The organism is Nocardiopsis akebiae, from assembly GCF_018316795.1.
Lineage (GTDB): Bacteria > Actinomycetota > Actinomycetes > Streptosporangiales > Streptosporangiaceae > Nocardiopsis > Nocardiopsis dassonvillei.
Window position 1 is genome coordinate 4,185,300 of sequence record NZ_CP074132.1, and the last position, 18,374, is coordinate 4,203,673.

The 18,374-nt window shown below is 76.0% G+C and carries 16 protein-coding genes and 1 pseudogene; 6 read left to right on the forward strand and 11 right to left on the reverse strand.

From position 1 onward, the window contains the following. Positions 1 to 76: 76 nt before the first annotated feature. The 7 genes and pseudogenes from KGD83_RS29170 to KGD83_RS18000 all read right to left on the reverse strand — a co-directional run. Positions 77 to 889 (reverse strand): annotated as a pseudogene (locus KGD83_RS29170) (PfkB family carbohydrate kinase); the annotation flags it as partial. Beyond that, positions 886 to 1,476, reverse strand: a complete 591-nt coding sequence (locus KGD83_RS17975; protein WP_212640288.1) for a D-sedoheptulose-7-phosphate isomerase — start codon at positions 1,474 to 1,476, stop codon at positions 886 to 888. The gene KGD83_RS17975 and the pseudogene KGD83_RS29170, both read right to left, overlap by 4 nt. Beyond that, complete coding sequence (locus tag KGD83_RS17980) at positions 1,476 to 2,738, reverse strand: glycosyltransferase (protein ID WP_212640289.1); 1,263 nt, start codon at positions 2,736 to 2,738, stop codon at positions 1,476 to 1,478. Before KGD83_RS17980 ends, KGD83_RS17975 begins: the two co-directional genes overlap by 1 nt. Beyond that, positions 2,735 to 3,787: a glycosyltransferase gene (locus KGD83_RS17985; protein ID WP_212640290.1), complete on the reverse strand. Its 1,053-nt coding sequence runs from the start codon at positions 3,785 to 3,787 to the stop codon at positions 2,735 to 2,737. The genes KGD83_RS17980 and KGD83_RS17985 overlap by 4 nt, the downstream gene beginning before the upstream one ends. Continuing rightward, entirely contained in the window at positions 3,784 to 4,800 is a 1,017-nt protein-coding gene (locus KGD83_RS17990; protein ID WP_212640291.1) for a glycosyltransferase family 9 protein, read from the reverse strand. The genes KGD83_RS17985 and KGD83_RS17990 overlap by 4 nt, the downstream gene beginning before the upstream one ends. Further along, complete coding sequence (locus KGD83_RS17995; protein WP_212640292.1) at positions 4,797 to 6,293, reverse strand: HAD-IIIA family hydrolase; 1,497 nt, start codon at positions 6,291 to 6,293, stop codon at positions 4,797 to 4,799. The genes KGD83_RS17990 and KGD83_RS17995 overlap by 4 nt, the downstream gene beginning before the upstream one ends. Next, complete coding sequence (locus KGD83_RS18000) at positions 6,290 to 7,945, reverse strand: carbamoyltransferase family protein (RefSeq protein WP_212640293.1); 1,656 nt, start codon at positions 7,943 to 7,945, stop codon at positions 6,290 to 6,292. The genes KGD83_RS17995 and KGD83_RS18000 overlap by 4 nt, the downstream gene beginning before the upstream one ends. Before the next feature lie 272 nt (positions 7,946 to 8,217). On the opposite strand from KGD83_RS18000, the gene KGD83_RS18005 reads away from it, so the two are divergent. Together KGD83_RS18005 and KGD83_RS18010 are read left to right on the forward strand one after the other, a co-directional pair. Next, positions 8,218 to 8,640, forward strand: a complete 423-nt coding sequence (locus KGD83_RS18005) for a CBS domain-containing protein (RefSeq protein WP_212640294.1) — start codon at positions 8,218 to 8,220, stop codon at positions 8,638 to 8,640. A 94-nt stretch (positions 8,641 to 8,734) separates the two neighbouring features. Continuing rightward, on the forward strand, positions 8,735 to 9,688 hold the full coding sequence (locus KGD83_RS18010) for a glycosyltransferase family 9 protein (RefSeq protein ID WP_249352465.1): 954 nt from the start codon (positions 8,735 to 8,737) through the stop codon (positions 9,686 to 9,688). A 90-nt stretch (positions 9,689 to 9,778) separates the two neighbouring features. Here the strand turns inward: KGD83_RS18010 and KGD83_RS18015 are convergent, their stop codons facing one another. Then, positions 9,779 to 10,387, reverse strand: coding sequence for a helix-turn-helix domain-containing protein (locus tag KGD83_RS18015; protein ID WP_212640296.1), 609 nt, complete (start codon positions 10,385 to 10,387; stop codon positions 9,779 to 9,781). Between the two features lie 65 nt (positions 10,388 to 10,452). On the opposite strand from KGD83_RS18015, the gene KGD83_RS18020 reads away from it, so the two are divergent. The 3 genes from KGD83_RS18020 (at position 10,453) to KGD83_RS18030 (ending at position 13,709) form a co-directional block, all read left to right on the forward strand. Continuing rightward, on the forward strand, positions 10,453 to 11,487 hold the full coding sequence (locus KGD83_RS18020) for an NAD(P)/FAD-dependent oxidoreductase (protein WP_212640297.1): 1,035 nt from the start codon (positions 10,453 to 10,455) through the stop codon (positions 11,485 to 11,487). A 232-nt stretch (positions 11,488 to 11,719) separates the two neighbouring features. Continuing rightward, on the forward strand, positions 11,720 to 12,199 hold the full coding sequence (locus KGD83_RS18025) for a MarR family winged helix-turn-helix transcriptional regulator (protein ID WP_212640298.1): 480 nt from the start codon (positions 11,720 to 11,722) through the stop codon (positions 12,197 to 12,199). 235 nt (positions 12,200 to 12,434) lie between these two features. Then, positions 12,435 to 13,709 carry an MFS transporter gene (locus KGD83_RS18030; protein WP_212640299.1) on the forward strand — a complete coding sequence of 425 codons (1,275 nt, stop codon included), beginning with the start codon at positions 12,435 to 12,437 and terminating at the stop codon, positions 13,707 to 13,709. Between the two features lie 19 nt (positions 13,710 to 13,728). On the opposite strand, the gene KGD83_RS18035 is transcribed toward KGD83_RS18030, so the two are convergent. Continuing rightward, on the reverse strand, positions 13,729 to 14,505 hold the full coding sequence (locus tag KGD83_RS18035; protein WP_249351934.1) for a class I SAM-dependent methyltransferase: 777 nt from the start codon (positions 14,503 to 14,505) through the stop codon (positions 13,729 to 13,731). A 136-nt stretch (positions 14,506 to 14,641) separates the two neighbouring features. Here KGD83_RS18035 and KGD83_RS18040 point away from each other — a divergent pair, with 136 nt between their 5' ends. Next, the gene (locus KGD83_RS18040) at positions 14,642 to 15,100 is read left to right on the forward strand and encodes a hypothetical protein (protein ID WP_212640300.1); all 459 of its coding nucleotides are present in this window, start codon (positions 14,642 to 14,644) and stop codon (positions 15,098 to 15,100) included. A 14-nt stretch (positions 15,101 to 15,114) separates the two neighbouring features. Here KGD83_RS18040 and KGD83_RS18045 read toward each other — a convergent pair whose 3' ends face one another. Together KGD83_RS18045 and KGD83_RS18050 are read right to left on the reverse strand one after the other, a co-directional pair. Further along, positions 15,115 to 17,511, reverse strand: coding sequence for a lysylphosphatidylglycerol synthase transmembrane domain-containing protein (locus KGD83_RS18045; RefSeq protein ID WP_249352467.1), 2,397 nt, complete (start codon positions 17,509 to 17,511; stop codon positions 15,115 to 15,117). 183 nt (positions 17,512 to 17,694) lie between these two features. Then, a complete protein-coding gene (locus KGD83_RS18050) occupies positions 17,695 to 18,360 on the reverse strand; it encodes a TetR/AcrR family transcriptional regulator (RefSeq protein WP_212640302.1) in 666 nt (221 codons plus the stop codon). Positions 18,361 to 18,374: the final 14 nt, after the last annotated feature.

Below are 18,374 nucleotides of genomic sequence, written 5' to 3' on the forward strand. Positions count from 1 at the left end.
GGCGCGGGGCGGCGTAGGCCGAGGCCCCGCCCCCGGCGACGAAGGCCGAGGCGGAGGCGACCCCGCGCCGGACGGCGTCGCGTACGTCATCGCCGTCGGCGAGCGCCGTGGCGCACGCGGCGGCGAAGGCGTCCCCGGCGCCGCAGGTGTCGGTCGGCGAGTCGACGGGCGTGCCCGGCAGCAGGGCGCACTCGTCCCCGGTTCCCGACCAGGCGGCGCCGCGCGCGCCGAGGGTGACGGCCACCGAGTGCACGTCCCACGCCCCGGCCAGCTCACCGGCCCGGCGCAGGGCCCGCCCGTCGGCGGCCCCGGCGACCCCGGCCTCGGCGGCGTTGGGCGTGGCCAGGCGGGTTCCGGGCACGGGGTCGGCGCCGCGCGGGTGCGGGTCCCACACGAGCGGGACCCCGCGCCGCGCGCATGCGGTCAGGGCCCGGCGCACGGCGCGCTGGCGGGTGAGCCCGTGCCCGTAGTCGGCCACGAGCACGGCCGCCGCCCCGGCCAGGGCCTCGGCGACGTCCTCGGCGCGGGCGTCGAGTTCCACGCCCTCGCACCCCCGGTCCAGGCGGGCCACGGTGCGGCCGTTGGCCTGGACCCGGGTCTTGGTGGGCGTGTGCTCCATCAGGGGCAGCCCCACCAGCCGGACGCCCCCGCCCACGAGCGCGGCCAGGTCGCCGGCGGCCGCGTCGCGGCCCACGGCGGTCACCAGGACCACGTCGTGGCCGTCCCGCCGGGCGCGGCGGGCGGCCAGGGCCGCGCCTCCGGGCCGGTACCGGGACTCGGGCTCCTCCAGTACGGGCGCGGGCGCGTCGGGGCAGTCGCGCCGGGACACGCCGCGCAGGTCCACGTCGAGCAGGGCGTCGCCGACCACCACCACGGTTCCCCGGCTCATGTGGCCGCCCTCCCCTCGGGGACGAAGACCCCGTGCGCGCGGGCGGCGACCTCGGCGTCCACCGCGGCGCAGAACACGTGGACCAGCGCCAGGTGGACCTCCTGCACGGTGGAGGTGCTGGGCGCGGGGACCGGGACGGTCTCCTCGCTGAGCGACTCCAGGGCGCTGGGACCGGGGCCGGTCAGGGACCAGCAGGTGACGCCGAGTTCCCGAGCGGCCTTGGCCGCGGCGACGACGTTCTCGCTGTTGCCGCTGGTGGACATGCACACCAGCAGGTCGCCCGGGCGGGCGTGCGCGCGCAGTTGGCGCGCGAAGACCTGCTGGTAGCCGTAGTCGTTGGCGATGGCGGTGACGCTGGAGGTCTCCGCGTGCAGCGCGATGGCCGAGAGGGGCTCGCGCTCGTCCTCGAAGCGTCCGGTCAGTTCGGCGGTCAGGTGCTGGGCCTCGGCCGCGCTGCCGCCGTTGCCGCAGGCGAACAGGCGCTGCCCCCCGCTCAGGGCGCGCGCGGCGCGGCGTCCCCACTCCTCGACGAGTGCCGCGTCCGTGCCCTCCAGCGCGGAGCTGAGCTGTCTCAGGTGGGTGTGCATCACTCCTCGCCTCCCCCGGTGGTGGTGGCGACCGGCGCGCTGAGCCCCGAGCGGGGCGCGGGGACGGCCGTGCCGGTCGCGGTCGTGGTCACGTGCAGGTAGCACTCCTCGGTACGCCGGGCCACCTCCGCCCACGAGTAGTGGTCGCGCGCCCGCTCTGCCGCGGCCTCGGCGAAGGAGGTCCTGGTCGCCTCGTCCGAGAGCAGCCAGCGCACGGCGCGGCCCAGCCGCTCGGGCGACCTGGCCGGGACGAGGAGCCCGGTCTCCCCGTGCACGACGGTGTCGACGTGGCCGCCCACGCGGGAGGCGACAACGGGGACACCGCAGGCCATCGCCTCGACGGTGGAGATTCCGAACGGCTCGTACCAGGGCACGTTGACGGCCACGTCGGCCGACCTGAGCAGGGCGGGCACCTCGGCGCGGTCCACGCAGCCCAGGAAGCGGACCCGCTCCTCCACGCCCGCGCGCTCGGCGGCCATCCGCAGCCGCACCGCCTCGGGCTGGGTCCACAGGCGTTCGCGGTCGGTCCCCCCGGCGATGACCAGTTCGGCCCCGGGCACCTGGGCCAGCGCGCGGATCACCGTGTCCACGCCCTTGCGCCTGACCAGGCGGCCCAGGCTGAGCAGGCGCGGGCGGTCGCCGCGCTCGGCTGCGGGTCCCCTCGCGGTGAAGCGGGAGGTGTCCACGCCGCAGGGCACCACCGCCACGCGCACTGGCGGGATCCCCCACTCGGCGAGTTCGCGCCGCTCCTCGGTGGAGGTGGCCACGACCATGTCGCACTGACCGGCCACGGCGCGTTCGGTCGGGACGCGCTCGGCGGGGCTGGTGTCGTCCGTGCCCTGGTGGCGGCGCTTGACTGTGCCCAGGGCGTGGAAGGTCTGCAGCACGGGCAGGCCCAGGGCGCCGGCAGCCCGCAGGGAGGCGAAACCGCTCATCCAGAAGTGGGCGTGGACGACGTCGGGCCGCTGGACGCGCCAGGCCGCCCGCAGCCGGTGCGCGAACTCGGGCATGTACTGGGGCAGCTCGTCCTTGCTGATCGGTGCCGCCGGTCCGGCGCGCACGTGCTCCACGCGCACGCCCGGGCCCAGGGAGACGGTGTCGGGCCGCTCCGCGTCGGTGCGGCGCGTGTGGACGACGACCTCGTGCCCGCGCGCGGCGAGCGCCGCGGCCAGCTCGGCGACGTGGACGTTCTGGCCGCCCGCGTCCTCTCCGGTGATCGCCGCCAGCGGGCTGGCGTGTTCGGAGACCATGGCGATCCTCATGACGTCACCTCCTGTAGCACCCGGTCCCAGTCGTCGAGGAACCTGGTGAGCCCGTAGCGGCGCAGTGCCGCCGCGCGGGCGGCCTTGCCGGCGCGGACGGCGAGGTCGCGATCCCCATGGAACGCGCGCAGCGCCTCCGCGAGTACTCGGGGGTCGGTCGAGACGGTGCCCGCCTCGGGCGGTACGGCCTCGTATGCCTCGGTCGTGCCGAGGGCGGCCACGGGAAGGCCCAGCATCATCGCCTCGATGAGGGACAGGCCGAGCGAGGTCCACCGCAGCGGGTGGGCGTAGGCGCGGCGGCGGGCCAGTTCGTCGTGCATGGCGCCCTGGGGCAGGTCCTCGTGGGCGCGCAGCCGCGGGGGCGTCAGCCCGAGGTGGTCGGGTACCCCGGCCACGCCCATGCCGAACAGGTCCAGGGGCACGCGCTCGGCGAGCGCGGGCAGCAGATCGGTGCCGGTGAAGCGCCAGCGGCGCAGGGGCTCGTTGAGCACCACGCCCGTGCGCGGGACCTCACCGGTGTAGCGGTACCCGGGGTCGGGCACGCCGTGTTCGACCACGCGGGTGGGCGCGCGCCCGCAGTCCCAGAACAGGTCGTTGAAGTGGGTGACGTGGACGACGGGGATGTCGTCGCGGTCGGCGACGGGGTGCCGGGTGACCGGCACGTCCCGGCGCGGGGTGTTGTGCTCGACGTAGACGGCGGGCACGTCCCGGCCCGGTACGCGGCCCAGGAGCTCCTCGGCCAGGGCGATCTCGTGCGGACGCTGGAGGACCACCAGGTCGGGCTCGCTGTCGCGCACCGCCCCGGGGGGCAGTTCCTCGGCGTTGGCGGGCCAGTCCCAGGTGCGGGCGCGGCCCCGCCCGTCGGGCCCCCGGTCCGGGGTCACCGGCAGCAGGCAGGTGTGCCCGCCGTGGACGAACGCGGTCGTCCACGAGCCGTGGACGTGCCAGAGCAGGATCCGCAGCACGCGCGCGGGCGTCCTGGCGCGGCCCTGCGCCATGCCCAGGGGGGCGCGCGCCGGGGCGGCGGGTGTCGGATGGTGGACGGTCATCGTGCCCCCAGGAGTTCGTCGACGGCGGTCAGGACGTCGTCGGAGGAGACGGAGTTCAGGCAGGGGTGGCCGGGTACGGGGCAGACCCGGGCCCGGGTGTCGGCGCAGGGCGCGGACTGGTCGCCCAGGACGCGGACCGCGGTGCCGTGGGGCGCCCACGCGGAGGCCGGCACGACCGGGGAGAAGAGCGAGACCACGGGAGTGCCGACGGCGGCGGCCAGGTGGGCGGGGCCGGTGTTGCCCGAGACCAGGACGGCGGCGCGGTCGAGAACGTCGGCCAGTTCGGTGACGGTGGTGCGCCCGGCCAGATCCGCGGCGCCGTGCGCGGCGACCTCGCGGGCGGCCTCGGCCTCCCCGGCGGTGCCGGTGACCAGGACCCGGTGACCGCGTTCGGCCAGCGCGGCGACGGTCTTGGCGGCCAGCGCGGGCGGCAGCTCCCGGGAGGGGGCGTCCGCGCCGACGTGGACCACCGCGTATCCGTCGGGCCCGGTCAGCCCGCGGGTGTCGGGCAGCGGGCGGCGCACGGCCAGGCGTCCGTCGTCGCCGGGCGGCGGCGGGTACCCGGCGGCGCGGGCCAGCGACAGCATGCGTTCGGCCTCGGGGACGCCGTAAGCCACGTGGTGGCGCACGTCGAGCAGGCTTCCCGGGTAGTCCTCGCTGACGGCGGAGACGCGGGGAACCCCGGCCATGCGCAGGAGCAGGGCCATCGGCAGCGGCGACTGGTGGAAGGAGGTCAGGATCACGGCGGCGTCCGCGCCGGGGTCGGACAGGCGCCGCACGAGCCGGGTGACGTCGGCGGCGTCCACCGGCGGCGGGTCGGCGGCGATCCAGGGCGCGCACCAGGTCAGGACCTCGTCCACGCCCGGCAGCGCCGCGGCGGTCTCGGCGCCCCGGGGTCCGGCGAGGTAGACGACCCGGTCGGCTCCGTGGGCGAGGGCGCGCACGGCCGGTCCGGACAGCAGGACGTCCCCCATGCTGTCCATGCGCGCCACGATCACGGTCCCGCCGCTCACGAAGCGTCCTCTCCGAGCAGGCGCAGGACGGCGGCCTCCAGGTCGGGCGCGGTCTCGGGCGCGGAACGGCACTCGGCGTCCAGGGTGGCGGCGGTGGGCACGAGCACCCCGCGCGCGCCCGCGGCCCGCGCGGCGTCCACGTCGGCGCCGATGTCACCGACCAGCGCGCAGCGGGAGGGCGGCAGACCCAGCTCAGCCGCGGCGGAGCGGACCATGCCGGGCGCGGGCTTGCGGCATCCGCAGCCGTCCTCCTCGCCGTGCGGGCACACGCGCCACACGTCGAAGGGGCCCAGCAGTTCCTCCACGCGCCGGTTGACCGCGTCCACCTGGTCGCGGGTGATCAGTCCGCGGGCGATGCCCGACTGGTTGCTGACCACCCCGACGGCGAGTCCTGCGCGGCGGGCCCGGGCGAGCGCCCGCTCGGCCGAGGGCGCGGGCCGCACCTTGTCGGGGTCACCGTTGTAGGGGACGTCCTCGACCAGGGTGCCGTCCCTGTCGAACAGCACGGCCGCCACTCCCGGGGCGGGCCGCGCACCGGCGTGGCGGATCTCGCCGCGCAGCCGCTGCCAGCAGGCCAGGGGCGGGATGAGCGCGCTGGTCACCAGCATGTCGGTGACCTCGTCGCGGGTGGCGGGTCCGCCGGAGATCCGGCGCCGGGCGAACGCGGCGGTGCGCGCGGTCCACAGCGCGGCGCACGCGGCGGCCGCGGTGCGGCGGCCGGTCAGGGCCGCTCCGGCGGCGCCCAGCAGGGCGGCCGTGGTGAGGACGTGCCCGCGCAGCCCGCCGGAGCCCTCGCCGACCCGATTGCGCCAACCGCGCCCGTGCAGGCGGTCCATCAGCGCGTTGTCGGCGTTGCCGCGCTGGGCGGCCAGGCTCGCCCAGCGCCCGCCGCGGCGCAGCGGGTGCACGCACTCGCGCTCTCCGGGCACGAGGACGAACCCGGCGTCCACGACCCGCAGGGCCAGGTCGGTGTCCTCGCGGTAGGCGCGCGGGAAGCGGGCGTCGAAGCCGCCGACCGCCTCCAGCGCGCTCCTGCGGTAGGCCATGTCCGCGGTGATCCAGCGGGCGCCCTCCAGTGCCAGGGTGGCCCGTTCGGCGTCCGTGGGCCGGTGCCCGCGCGGGCGGGGCACGGTGATGCGGCCCTGGCTGGCGCCCACCTCGGCGGGCAGGTCGGCCAGGTCTGCGCGCAGGCGCGTCGGCCAGTCCGCGGGCGGGGCCACGTCGTCGTCCAGGAAGGCGATCCACTCGGCGGCGCAGGCGTGCCACCCGGCCTGTCGGGCGGCGGCGGGGCCGCCTCCCCCGGTGCGCAGGACGCGCACCCGGGCGTGGTCGGTCCCGGGCAGCGGCGCGGTGTCGTCGGGCGGCCGGTCGTCCACGACGACGACCTCCTCGGGCGCCTCCCGCGACGGCGCGTCCAGAAGCGGTCGCAGAACGCGGGGCAGGGTGTCGCGCCCCGCGGTGGGAACGACCACGGAGTAGCGGGGAGCGCTCACCGGTGCGCCCCCTCGCCCGCGCGGCGGCGCACGACGAACGGGCCGATGGCCAGGAGGTCCACGGGCGCGGACCCGAAGCACTCCAGGGCGTCGCGCGGGGAGTCGACCATGGGCCGTCCGGCGGTGTTGAGGCTGGTGTTGACCAGGACGGGCAGGCCGCTGCGCCGTTCGAAGCGGTCCAGCAGGCGGGCGGTGAGCGGGTCGTCCCGCTCGGCCACGGTCTGGACGCGGGCGGTGCCGTCCACGTGCACCACGGCGGGCAGGCGGTCGCGCCAGTCGGGGTGCACCTCGTGGACGAAGAGCATGTAGGGGCTGGGCAGGGGCCCGCCCGAGAAGATCTCCGCCGCCCTGGGCTCGGCCACCATCGGCGCGACGGGGCGGAACTGCTCGCGCCCCTTGACCCGGTTGAGCCGTTCGAGGTTGTCGGGGTTGGACGGGTTGGCGAGCAGGGACCGGTGCCCCAGCGCGCGGGGACCGTACTCCGCCGCGCCCTGGAACCAGGCCACCAGCGCGTCCCGCTCCAGGGCCTCGGCCACGGTGTCGGCCAGGTCGTCGGGGCGCTCGAAGACGACGTCGGCCTCGCGCAGGATCGCGTGCAGCTCGTCCCCGTCCCAGGAGCGGCCCAGGTCGGCCCCGGGCATGGGCGCCACGTCCTCCACGAGCGAGGCCACGTGCAGGGCGCCGCCCAGCGCGGTGCCCGCGTCGCCGGAGGCGGGCTGCACCCACACGCTCTCGAAGGGCCCCTCGCGGGCGATGCGGCTGTTGGCGACGCAGTTGAGCGCGACCCCGCCCGCCATCGTCAGGTGCGGGCGGCCGGTCCGCTCGTGCAGCCAGCCGACGACAGCCAGGAGGGTCTCCTCCATGGCGGCCTGCACGCTGGCGGCCAGGTTCGCGTGCTCCTTGGAGGGCTCACGCCCCGGTTCGCACGGGTCGGTGAGGGAGTTCCAGTCCAGGCCGGAGGCGCGGACCAGGCCGTCGCCCTCGTAGCGCACGCACTTGCGCACCGCGTCGAGCATGGTGGGCTCGCCGTAGGAGGCCAGTGCCATCACCTTGTACTCGTCGCTGGAGCGGTGGAAGCCCACGTGCTCGGTGAGCTCCTCGTAGACCAGTCCCAGGGACTCGGGCAGCGGTTGTCGGGCCAGCACGTCCAGCTTCCCGCCGGTGTAGACGCCCGCCAGGTGCGAGGTGCTCTCGCCGCGGCCGTCGGCGACGAACACCGCGCACTCGCCGCCTCCGGCCTCCGGCGGGGCGGCGAGCCCGGTGGAGGCGGCGTGCGCGACGTGGTGGGGGACGTAGGTGACCTTGGCCGGGTCCAGGCCCGGCAGGGCGGTGGCCAGGAAGTGCGGGGCGCGCTCGACGTAGAACAGGCGCAGGCGTTCCCACCCGAGGTCCTGTCCGGGCCCGTCGGGGTCGGCCAGCGAGGGGTCGTAGGAGTAGGTGACCGCGTCCAGGTCGGCGGGGCGCAGCCCCGCGCGCTCCAGGCACCAGCGCATCGCCTGCTCCGGCAGCTCCCACGTGGAGAAGGGGACGGCGGCCTTGCCGTGCTTGCGCCGCGAGAACCGTTCCTCCTCCGCCGCCGCGACCGTGCGGCCGTCGACGACGATCGCCGCCGCCGGGTCGTGGAAGACGGCGTTGACACCGAGGACACGCATGTAACCGCTCCCTCCTCAGGCCGGGTCTGCAACTCAGACGCCGAGCGCACCCACTCGACTACCAGCAGCAGCGACGCGTAAACATCGACCGCAGGAGAACCGGAACCCGCTGACCAGCAGCGACGCGCGCGGGGACTGCCCCGGGCCCGCCGCCCGCGCGCCCGCGGTCCGCCCCCACGGCGCCGGGGAAGCCCTCATGTTTGCCCCCACCGATGCGGGCTATGGGACCGGTGAGAACTGAGAGGCACGACCGGCACGAAAGGAGCAGGACCATGGTGGTGCGAACCATCGACCAGGTGATGAGCAGCCCGGTCCGCACGGTCTCGCCGGACACGTCCCTGCGCGAGGCCGCGGAGATCATGCGCGACGCCGACGTGGGCGACGTCGTCGTGACCCGGGACAAGCAGATCACCGGCATCCTGACCGACCGCGACATCGTGGTGCGCTGCGTGGCCGAGGGCGGCGATCCGGGCGAGCGCAGCGTCGGCGACGTGTGCAGCGCGGAGGTGGCCACCGTACCGCCGCAGAGCGGGATCGCCGACGCGGTGCACGTCATGCGCACCAGCGCGGTGCGCCGCCTCCCCGTCGTGGACGGCGACCGCGTCGTGGGCGTGGTGTCCATGGGCGACCTGGCGCGGGCCGTGGACGAGGACTCGGCACTGGCCGACGTCAGCGCCGCCGACCCCAACCGCTGAGGCACCGGTGAAGCCCTTGGGAGGGGCGCCGCCGCCCGGCCGCGGGGGCCCGGGCGGGGGCCGGGTCCCCGGCACGGAAGGACGGCCGTCCCTGCTGGTGCTGCGGGCGCTGGGGCTGGGCGACTTCGCCACGGCCGTTCCCGCGCTGCGCGCGCTGGAGCGGGCGCTGCCGTCCTGGCGCCGCACCCTGGCCGGCCCCTCCTGGTACCGGCACCTGGTCGCGCTGGCCGGACTGGACTGGGATGTCCTGCCGACCGGGCCGCTGCGCGCGCCCGACACGGGCTCCCCGGACCTGGCGGTCAACCTGCACGGCCGGGGGCCGCAGAGCACCGCGGCCCTGGCGGCGCTGACGCCGGGGCGTTTGTGGACGCACGGCCACCCGTCCGCCCCGCAGTGGCCGGGCCCGGAGTGGCCCGAGGGGGTCCACGACGCCGAGATCTGGTGCCGCCTGCTGCTCGCGCACGGTGTGGCGGCCGACCCGGACGACCTGCGGTGGCCGGACCCGTCCCAGGGGCGGGACGCGGTGCTCGAGGAGGACACCGCGATCGTCCACCCGGGAGCCGCCTCCGGGTCGCGGCGCTGGCCCCCGGAGCGTTTCGCGCGGGTGGCGAAGGACCTGGCGGCCTCGGGGCTGCGGGTGCTGGTGACCGGCTCGCAGAACGAGACCGCGCTGGCCGAGCGGGTGGCCGGGGCCGCCGGGCTCGGCGGCCGGGCGGTGCTGGCCGGCCGCACGTCCCTGGATCTGCTGGCGCGGCTGGTCGGCGAGGCGCGGCTGGTGGTGTGCGGGGACACCGGGGTCGGCCACCTGGCCACGGCCTACGGCACCCCGTCGGTGCGCCTGTTCGGACCGGTCTCCCCGGAGCTGTGGGGGCCGCGCGTGGACCGGGACGCCCACGTGTGCCTGTGGGCGGGCCGTGCGGGCGACCCGCACTCGGCCGAACTGGACCCGGGTCTGGACGCGATCGGCGTGGAGGAGGTCGTCGCCGCGTGCCGGAGCGTGTGCGCCTCCGGACGCCCCGCCGCCGAGGAGGCCGTGCGCGGCTCCTGAACCCCCGCGCCCCGGGGGGCGCTCTGCGCGACCCACCGAGCCTGCGGGGGCTGGTTCATCCCCGGTGGGCGGGCCGACGCGCCCTTCCGATCACGGGTCGGCGTCGCCGGACGCGCCCTCCGCCCTGGGGCGGGCGCGCAGGTGCGCGCGCTCCCCCTGTCGACCGAACAGGCTGAGGAACTCGACCGAGCCGGAGTCGGCCGAACCGAACCAGTGCGGCACGCGGGTGTCGAACTCGGCCGCCTCCCCCGGGGCGAGCACCAGGTCGTGCTCGCCCAGCACGACCCGCAGCCGCCCGTTGAGGACGTAGAGCCACTCGTAGCCCTCGTGGGTCTGCGGATCGGGTTCGCTGGGACGGTCGTCACCGGGGATCACCAGCTTGTACGCCTGGATACCGCCGGGACGGCGGGTCAGGGGCAGCATGGTCATGCCGTGGCGGGTGACCGGCCGCAGGTGGATGCGCGGGTCGCCGGTGGGCGGCGCGTCCACGAGTTCGTCGAGGGTGACTCCGTACGCCCTGGCCAGCGGGAACAGCAGTTCGAGGGTGGGGCGGCGGGAACCGGACTCCAGCCTGGACAGGGTGCTCACCGAGATACCCGTCGCCGCCGACAGGTCGGTCAGCGTGGTCTCCTTCTGCTTGCGCAGCGCGCGCAGCCGGGGTCCGACCGCGTCGAGCGCCTGGTCGAGGTCGTGTTCCATGCCGCCATTTTGCCATAACGGCAACAAAGATTGCGCGAACCGGTGAGGGGCCGCATGGTGGGGGCATGGAGGTGATCGCGGTGAACGATCAGTTGGAGAACGGCTACGACGCGGTGGTGATCGGCGGTGGCGCCGCCGGACTGAACGGCGCCCTCATGCTGGCCCGGGCGCGGCGCTCGGTGGCGGTGGTCGACTCGGGGGCCCCGCGCAACGCGCCCGCCTCGGGCGTGCACGGGCTGCTGGCCCGGGAGGGCGTGTCCCCGGCCGAACTGCTGGAGCGGGGCCGGGCGGAGGTGCGCGGCTACGGCGGCCACGTGATCACAGGGGAGGTCACGGCTGTGAACCGCGACGGCGACGGGTTCCGGGTGGAGCTGGCCGACGGCCGCGGCGTGCGCGCGCGCCGGGTCCTGGTGACCACCGGGCTGGTGGACGAACTGCCGGACGTGGCGGGCGTGCGCGAGCAGTGGGGCGCGGGCGTGGTGCACTGCCCGTACTGCCACGGCTGGGAGGTGCGCGACCGGACCATCGGCGTGCTGGCCAGCGGGCCGATGGCGGTGCACCAGGCGCTGCTGTTCCGCCAGTGGAGCGAGGACGTCACGCTTTTCACCCACACCACGCCCTCGCCGGGCGAGGAGGACGCCGAGAAGCTGGCCGCCCGGGGCATCCGCGTGGTGGAGGGCCCGGTGGCCTCCCTGGAGACCGCCGACGGCCGGATCACGGGGCTGCGGCTCGCGGACGGCGCGGTGGTCGACCGGGAGGTGGTGGCCGTCGGAACGCGGATGGTGGCGCGCGCCTCCTTCCTGGAGACGCTCGGCCTGAGCACCCGGGAGCACCCCATGGGGGTCGGCGAGTACGTCCCCACCGACGGGGGCGGACGCACCGACGTACCCGGGGTGTGGGCCGCGGGCAACGTCACCGACCTGAGCGCGCAGGTCGGCGCCTCGGCGGCCTCGGGCGCCGCCGCCGGGGCCCAGATCAACGCCGACCTGGTCGACGAGGACACCCGCCGGGCGGTCGCCGCCCACCGGGACGCCTTCTCGGCCGGATCCGAGGCGCGGGTGAGCGAGCTGGTGACGGGCGGGCGCCGCCACGGCCTGTGAGTGGCGGGAAAGGGGACGGCGCGTCCGAGGACGTGGACAGGGCCTGGCCGCCCCGGGCGCCGGGGCCATGACGGCCGACCACGGCGGCCGCGAGGGCGCCCCGCACGACTCCGTGGTGCGGGCCCGCGGGCGCCCGTGACCCGCGTTCCCCCCGCGGCGTACCGCGCCGCGGGGGGAACGCCTCCCGGCGCACGGCGGGGCACGCCAGCCGAAGATGCCCTAGCCTGGCGGCGTGCACCACGACGACGAGCCCGCCGGAAACGCGGACGCCGGGGACGGCCGGGGCCCCGATGTCGCCCACCTCCTGGTCCGCCTCCTCAACATCAGCCAGCGGATCGGGCGCTACGCCGCGCACGAGACCGGCGAGCGCACGTCCCCGGCGACGTGGCGCGCACTGAGCGTGCTCCAGGAGAAGGGACCGCTGCGGCTGGGCGTCCTGGCCGAGCACTGCCGGGTCAGGCAGCCCACCATGACGGTGATCGTGGAGTCGCTGCTCTCCTCCGGGTACGTGGCGCGCCACCCCGACCCCGACGACCGGCGGGCCCAGCTGCACGAGCTGACCATGGCAGGCGCGGCGGCGCTGGAGGACTGGCGGCACCGGATCGGCGACGCGCTGTCGCCGCTGTTCTCCGACCTGTCCGAGCACGAGCGGGAGCTGCTGTCGGACTCGGTGCGGCTGCTGGACGAGCGGCTGCGCCGCGGCGGGGCCTGAGCGGCCGGGTTCGGTCCCCGGAGCCCGGTCGCGCCCTCGGCTCGCACCGCCCTCGCGCCCGCCGCCCACATGCCCTCCCGCGGTTCCGGTGATCGACGCCTCCCCTCCCTCGGGCCCCTCGCGTGCCGGTCGGGAATGCGCGGGGATTAACATAGGTTACCTATGTGAATGAGGGCCCCGACCGGATCGGCCGCCGTCCTCACCACCATCGGCGACGACAGGGAGCAGCGAGAACATGGTGGCGAAGACCGAAACCCCGCGTACAGCACCGCCCGAGGGCGCGGACCGGGGACACGCGCCGGAGGGGTCCGTCCTCCGGCAGCCGCGCGCCGTGTGGGCCGTGGCGTTCGCCTGCGTGATCGCCTTCATGGGCATCGGCCTGGTCGACCCGATCCTGCCCGCGATCTCCCGCAGCCTGGAGGCCACGCAGACCCAGACCTCGCTGCTGTTCACCAGCTACCTGCTGGTCACCGGCCTGGCCATGCTCGTCACCAGCTGGGTGTCGAGCCGCCTGGGCGCCAAGCGCACCCTGCTGGTCGGCCTGGCGCTGATCGTGGTCTTCGCCGCCGCGGCCGGGGCCAGCGGCAGCGTCGAGTCCGTCATCGGCTTCCGGGCCGGGTGGGGACTGGGCAACGCGTTCTTCATCTCCACCGCCCTGGCCACCATCGTCGGCGCCGCCAGCGGCGGGGCCTCCTCCGCGATCGTGCTCTACGAGGCGGCGCTGGGCCTGGGCATCGCCACGGGCCCGCTCCTGGGCGGACTGCTCGGCAGCGTCAGCTGGCGCGGCCCCTTCTTCGGTACCGCCGCGCTGATGGCGGTCGGGTTCGTCGCGATCGCCGTGCTGCTCAGGAGCGACGCCACGGAGCGGACCGCGCCGGTGCCGCTGTCGGCCCCGTTCGCGGCGCTGCGCGTCCCGGGCATCCTGGTGCTGGCCCTGGCCGCGCTGTTCTACAACATCGGCTTCTTCGCCCTGCTGGCCTACACGCCCTTCCCGCTGGGGCTGGACGAGATGGGCCTGGGGTTCACCTTCTTCGGCTGGGGCCTGGCGGTAGCCGTGACCTCGGTCTTCGTGGCCCCGGTGCTCACCCGCCGGTGGCCGCGCACGCGGGTGCTGTGGACCACCCTGCTCCTGCTGGCCGCGGACCTGGTCGCCGCGGGCGCGCTCGTCTCCTCCACGGCGGGACTCATCACCGCCATCGTGCTGGGCGGCCTGCTGCTGGGCGTGCTCAACACGGTGCTGACCGAGTGCGTGATGGAGGCCAGCGACCTACCGCGTCCGGTGGCGTCCTCGTCCTACTCGGCGGTGCGCTTCCTCGGCGGCGCCGCCGCTCCCCCGGCCGCCTCCGCGCTCGCCGCGGCCCTGTCCCCCGGCGCCCCGATGTACGCGGCGGCGGGGTCGGTGGCGCTGGCCGCGGGGATCGTGCTCCTGGGCCGCGGGGCGCTGCGCAGGGTGGACGACGGCCCCGAGTCAGCGCGGGCCGAGGCCGAGGCGATCACACTGGGCGAGTGAGCGCCGGTGCGCGGCGCGGTCAGCGCACGCACGCCTCGACGAGGAAGCGGTGCACCGTGCACGTGAGCGGGGTCCCCCGCGCCATGTCCCGGTGCAGCCGCAGCAGCGGCCCCCGGTGGGCGCGCGCGTCGAAGCCCGGCACCTGCCACGGCACCATGCGCAGGTAGGACACGAGCGCGCCCACGTCGTGGAAGCGGCGCAGGGTCCGGACCCGGCGGGCGCGGGTGACGGCCAGGCCCGCCCCCTCCAGGCCCGCGACCGCCGCGTCGAGGTCCCAGTCCGCGTTCCGGTCCGGGGGCGGCCCCTCCAGGAGGGCGCTGAGCTCGTACCCGTCGTCTCCGCCGACCTGCTGGATGAGGAAGACACCGCCGGGGGCCGGGACCCGGGCGACCTCGGCGGGGTCGTAGGCCTCGTGGCGGTCGAGCACCGCGCCGACCCCCCCGGAGGGCAGGGGCAGGCTCCCGTCGGGGCCCGGCTCCACCACGTCCACCGCCAGGGCCGCGAGCCCGCTTCGGGCGACGGGCGCGTTCGGCGGCCACTCCTCGGTGGCCCGGGAGCCGGGCGGCAGCGGCGCCAGTGAGGAGAGGAACTCTCCGCCCCCGGTGCCCGGGTCCAGGACGGGGGCCCGCACGGTACGCACGAGCCGCCCGGCGCGCTCCCCGTAGGACCAGGGCAGCGGGTCCTCGACCACCCTTCCGTCCAGGAACCGGAAGTCCCACCCGGAGGTCGGCCGCCGGACGGCCTCCTCCACCAGGTCGTCGAAGTCTCGCACGGGTTCCCGCCCTCTCGTGGTCATCCGGCCATTGTGCGTACCCGGCGGCGCGGGCTCAACCGGATAACGACGGGACGCGGCCCCGGGGCCGACCACGGGCGTACACGGTCGATACCGAACGCGGATGTGCCGGCGCGGCGGCCTCCCTAGGGTCGTGGCCATGACCGAACACAGACGTCCCGCCCTCGGCCTGTCCTGGACCGCCATGGCTCTGCTGGCCCTGCTCGCGGCGCCCCGCGTGGTCCTGCACGACCTCGGCGTCATCCACGAGGGAACCCTCGTCAACGCCCTGTTCGTGTTCGTCCCCCCGCTCGTGTGGGTGGCGGTGGCCGTCCTGGCCCGGACCCCGAACCCGTTCCCGACGCTGCTGGTGGTCGGACTGCTCTACGGCGTGCTCCTGGCCCTGGGGCACCAACTGCTGTGGAACACCGCCTGGGAGGGGAACCCCCCGACGCTCGGCGGCAACCTCGGCGGCCTGCCGCCCCTGGCGCACGCGGTCGTCGTCCGCGGCTTCGCGGTGGTGAGCAGCCTGTTCACCGGTGCGGCCGTCGGCGCCGTCACCGGTCTGGCCGCCTGGGGGATCGGAAGGCTGGTGCCCGCCCGCGCCGACGCCTCCTGACGCGCGGACCCCGCTCAGATGGCCTCGCGGCGCTGGAGGTAGGAGAAGGCCCCCCAGCCCGGCAGGACCGGCAGCCAGAAGGTCAGCAGCCGGAACAGCAGCACCGCGGGCAGCGCGACGGCGGCGGGGACGCCCGCCACCGTGGTCAGGCCGCCGATCAGGGCGGCCTCCACCGCGCCCAGGCCTCCGGGCGTGGGCGCGGCCGAGCCGATCGCGTTGCCAGCCAGGAACACCACCGCGACCGCCACCAGGCTCACCTGGGCGCCCGGGGCGGCGAAGGCCAGGACCGAGAACTGCAGGCACAGCACGAACGCCGCGGTGATCAGCAGCGTTCCGCCGAAGCCCAGCAGCAGGCTGGACGGGCTCTGGAGCATGTCCAGCAGCCGCGGGAGCACCCCGCGCAGGTAGGGCCGCATCCGGGCGCCGAGGGCGTGCCGCAGCCGGGGCAGCAGCAGGACCACCCCCACCACGGCCGTCCCGGCGACGCTGATCACGACGACGGTCGGCGAGGGCGTGAACCCGGTCCAGTACGAGGTGCCGGTGAGGTAGGCGCACACCAGCAGCAGCGGCACGTGCACCAGGAACCCGACCAGCTGGGTCAGGCCCACCGCGGACAGGGCCAGGGATGTGGAGACACCCTCCCTGGTGACGAACCGGGTGTTGATCGCGAGCGACCCCAGCCCGGCGGGGGCGGCGATGCGCACGAACGACCCCGCGTACTGGACCATGACGGTGCGCCACCACGGCAGCGGCACGGGCACGAAGCCGATGAGGATCATCGCGGCGGAGAGCGTGCACACCACCGACGCGGCGAGCGCGGCCAGCGTCCACACCGGGTCGGCCCGGCCGATGGCGGTGAAGTCCACGCCGGTGAGCTGGTACAGCAGCACCAGGCCGACGACGGTGGCGACGATGACGCTGACCACGGTGCGCGGACGCATTCGCTCCAGGCGTGCGGGCTCGGAGGGCGCCTCCGGGGCGATGCGCACCACGCGCTCGCGCAGCCTGGCCAGGAGCCCGCGGTCCCCGCGCAGCCCCCTGCGCAGCGCGTAGGGCAGGCCTGCGGGTTGCAGGAAGGGCAGGACCGCGGCCGTGGCGGTCACGCCCAGCGCGCGCACCGCCGAGTCCACGGCGCGCCCGGACCCCACCCGCATGGCCAGCAGGGTGAGCATGGCGGCCTGGTCCAGCCAGACCTGGAGCTGGGGGGCGGCCACGCCGCCGCGGTCCAGCCCGGTGAGCAGGACCGCCGCTTCATGAGATGCCGCCGGGACCGGCGGGACCGCGGTTTCGGAGGCGCCTGCCGGGGTGGCGGCGCCTGCCGGTTCCGAGGCGCCCTCGGGGAGGGAGGCGACCACCGGGGTGAAGGCGCTGGCAGGGTCGCAGGGCTGGTCCAGGACACCGACGGTGGCGCCGTTGACGTTGCCATGGACGAGCCGGTGGCGGTGCAGCAGTCCGAGTTCGCGCCAGCACAGGTCGATCAGCCCGTCGGTGAGCTCCTCGTCGTCGAGCGCGTCCAGCGCGCGGAAGGCGGGCAGCTCGCGGACCAGCAGGACGGTGCCGGGCCCGAGTTCGCCGACGGCCAGGACCCGGGGGACGGCGGCCCCCGCCTGCCGGGCGGAGAAGCTCATCAGAGCGGCGTGCTCGGCGCGGCGGCGCACGCCGTAGAGCATCCGGGGCGCCACGGGACCGCGCAGGAACAGCAGGTCGCGCAGGCGCCGCCAGAACCCGGCGGTGTTCTCGGAGCTGAGCACGACCAGCTCCACCCTGCGGCCGTCGTCGAGTTCGGCCAGGTGGCGCGGGTTGCCCTCCTCGTCGTCCTCAGCGCGGGAGACGCCGGTGGCGGTCAGCCCGAACCTGCGCAGCTCGGCGTCCAGGCCGTTGTCGGTCTGCGGCGGCGGCCTCTCCCCCAGCGCGTACCGGACCAGGGCGGCGCAGGTGAGGCCGACCAGGACGGTCAGGACGAGGGCGAGGAAGCTGGTGACCCCGGCCAGCAGGGCGCAGACCGCGACCGTGGTGTTGCCCGCCCACAGGACCGAGCGGACCCGCGGCAGACCGGCGGGCATGGTGCGGATGAAGGCCAGGACGGCGGCCACGTAGCCGAGGGTGGCGCTGGTGAACACGTCGTCGGGGGCGAGGGCGTCGGGGAACCGCTCCGGGCCGATCAGCGCGAAGAGGGAGGCGTTGATCAGCGAGGCGAGCGTGTAGGCGGCGATCCCGGCGGCGACCGGCCGGCCCAGGGAGCGCAGCCGCCCGGTGAACAGCGTGCGCAGGACGACGTAGCTGACGAGGACGATCAGCAGGAGGTTGGCGCCCGCGGCGACGAGCAGGAGCAGGCCGGAGGGCAGCAGCGCGCGGAGCCGGTCGGGATCGGTCCCCTCCACACCGTCGGTGACCACGCGGACGGCGATCATGATCGCCGCCACCGCGATCAGGCCGACCGTTCCCGTGAGGAGGTCGACGGGCCTGCGCGGGGCTCTCGGTGTCCGTGGGTCCGGCGGGGGGATCTCGTCGGTTCGCGTTGTCACACCCTTAAGACTGCCCGAATCCGAGGGGGCCGGGGGCCAGGGGCGGTGCGTTTCGCGGGACCGTCGCGCTCAGCCCGTGAAGAGGTCGGGGATCTGGCCCAGCCCGATCTCGGGGGCGGCGGGCAGGGGGCGGCGCCGTTCCGTGTTCTCGAAGGACTGGAGGAGGTAGGCCACCAGGCGCCGCGAGGAGGCGGCGGCCGCCTCGGGCGGGCCGGAGGCGGCCCCGCAGTTGGCCAGGAACAGCAGCGCGAGGTCCGCGACCGCGAAGTCGGGACGCAGCCGCCCGGCCGCCTTGGCCCTGCGGATGAGTTCGGTGATGCCGCGTTCGGCGCGGTCGCGCTTCTCCTCGAAGGGGACCGCCCTGGGGAAGGCGGTGAGGAACGCGCCGGTGAAGCCGCGGTCGGCGGCCTGCATCGCGCACACCCGCTCGACCAACGAGCAGAAGCCCCGCCAGGGGTCCGGGTCTGCGAGGCCGTCGTCCACCAGGGAGGCGCAGGCCGCCAACTGGTCGGCGAACACCTCGGTGACCAGGGCCTCGCGGGTGGGGAAGCGGCGGTAGAGGGTGGCGACCCCCACTCCGGCGCGGCGGGCGATGGCCGACATCGGCACGTCGATCCCGCGTTCGGCGAAGGCCGCGCGGGCCGCCTCGACGATGCGGTGGCGGTTGTGCAGCGCGTCGGCGCGCAGCCCCGGGGCGTCGCCGCCGGGCGCGGTGGGAGGCGTTCGGGCGGGCATGCCCACCACCCTAC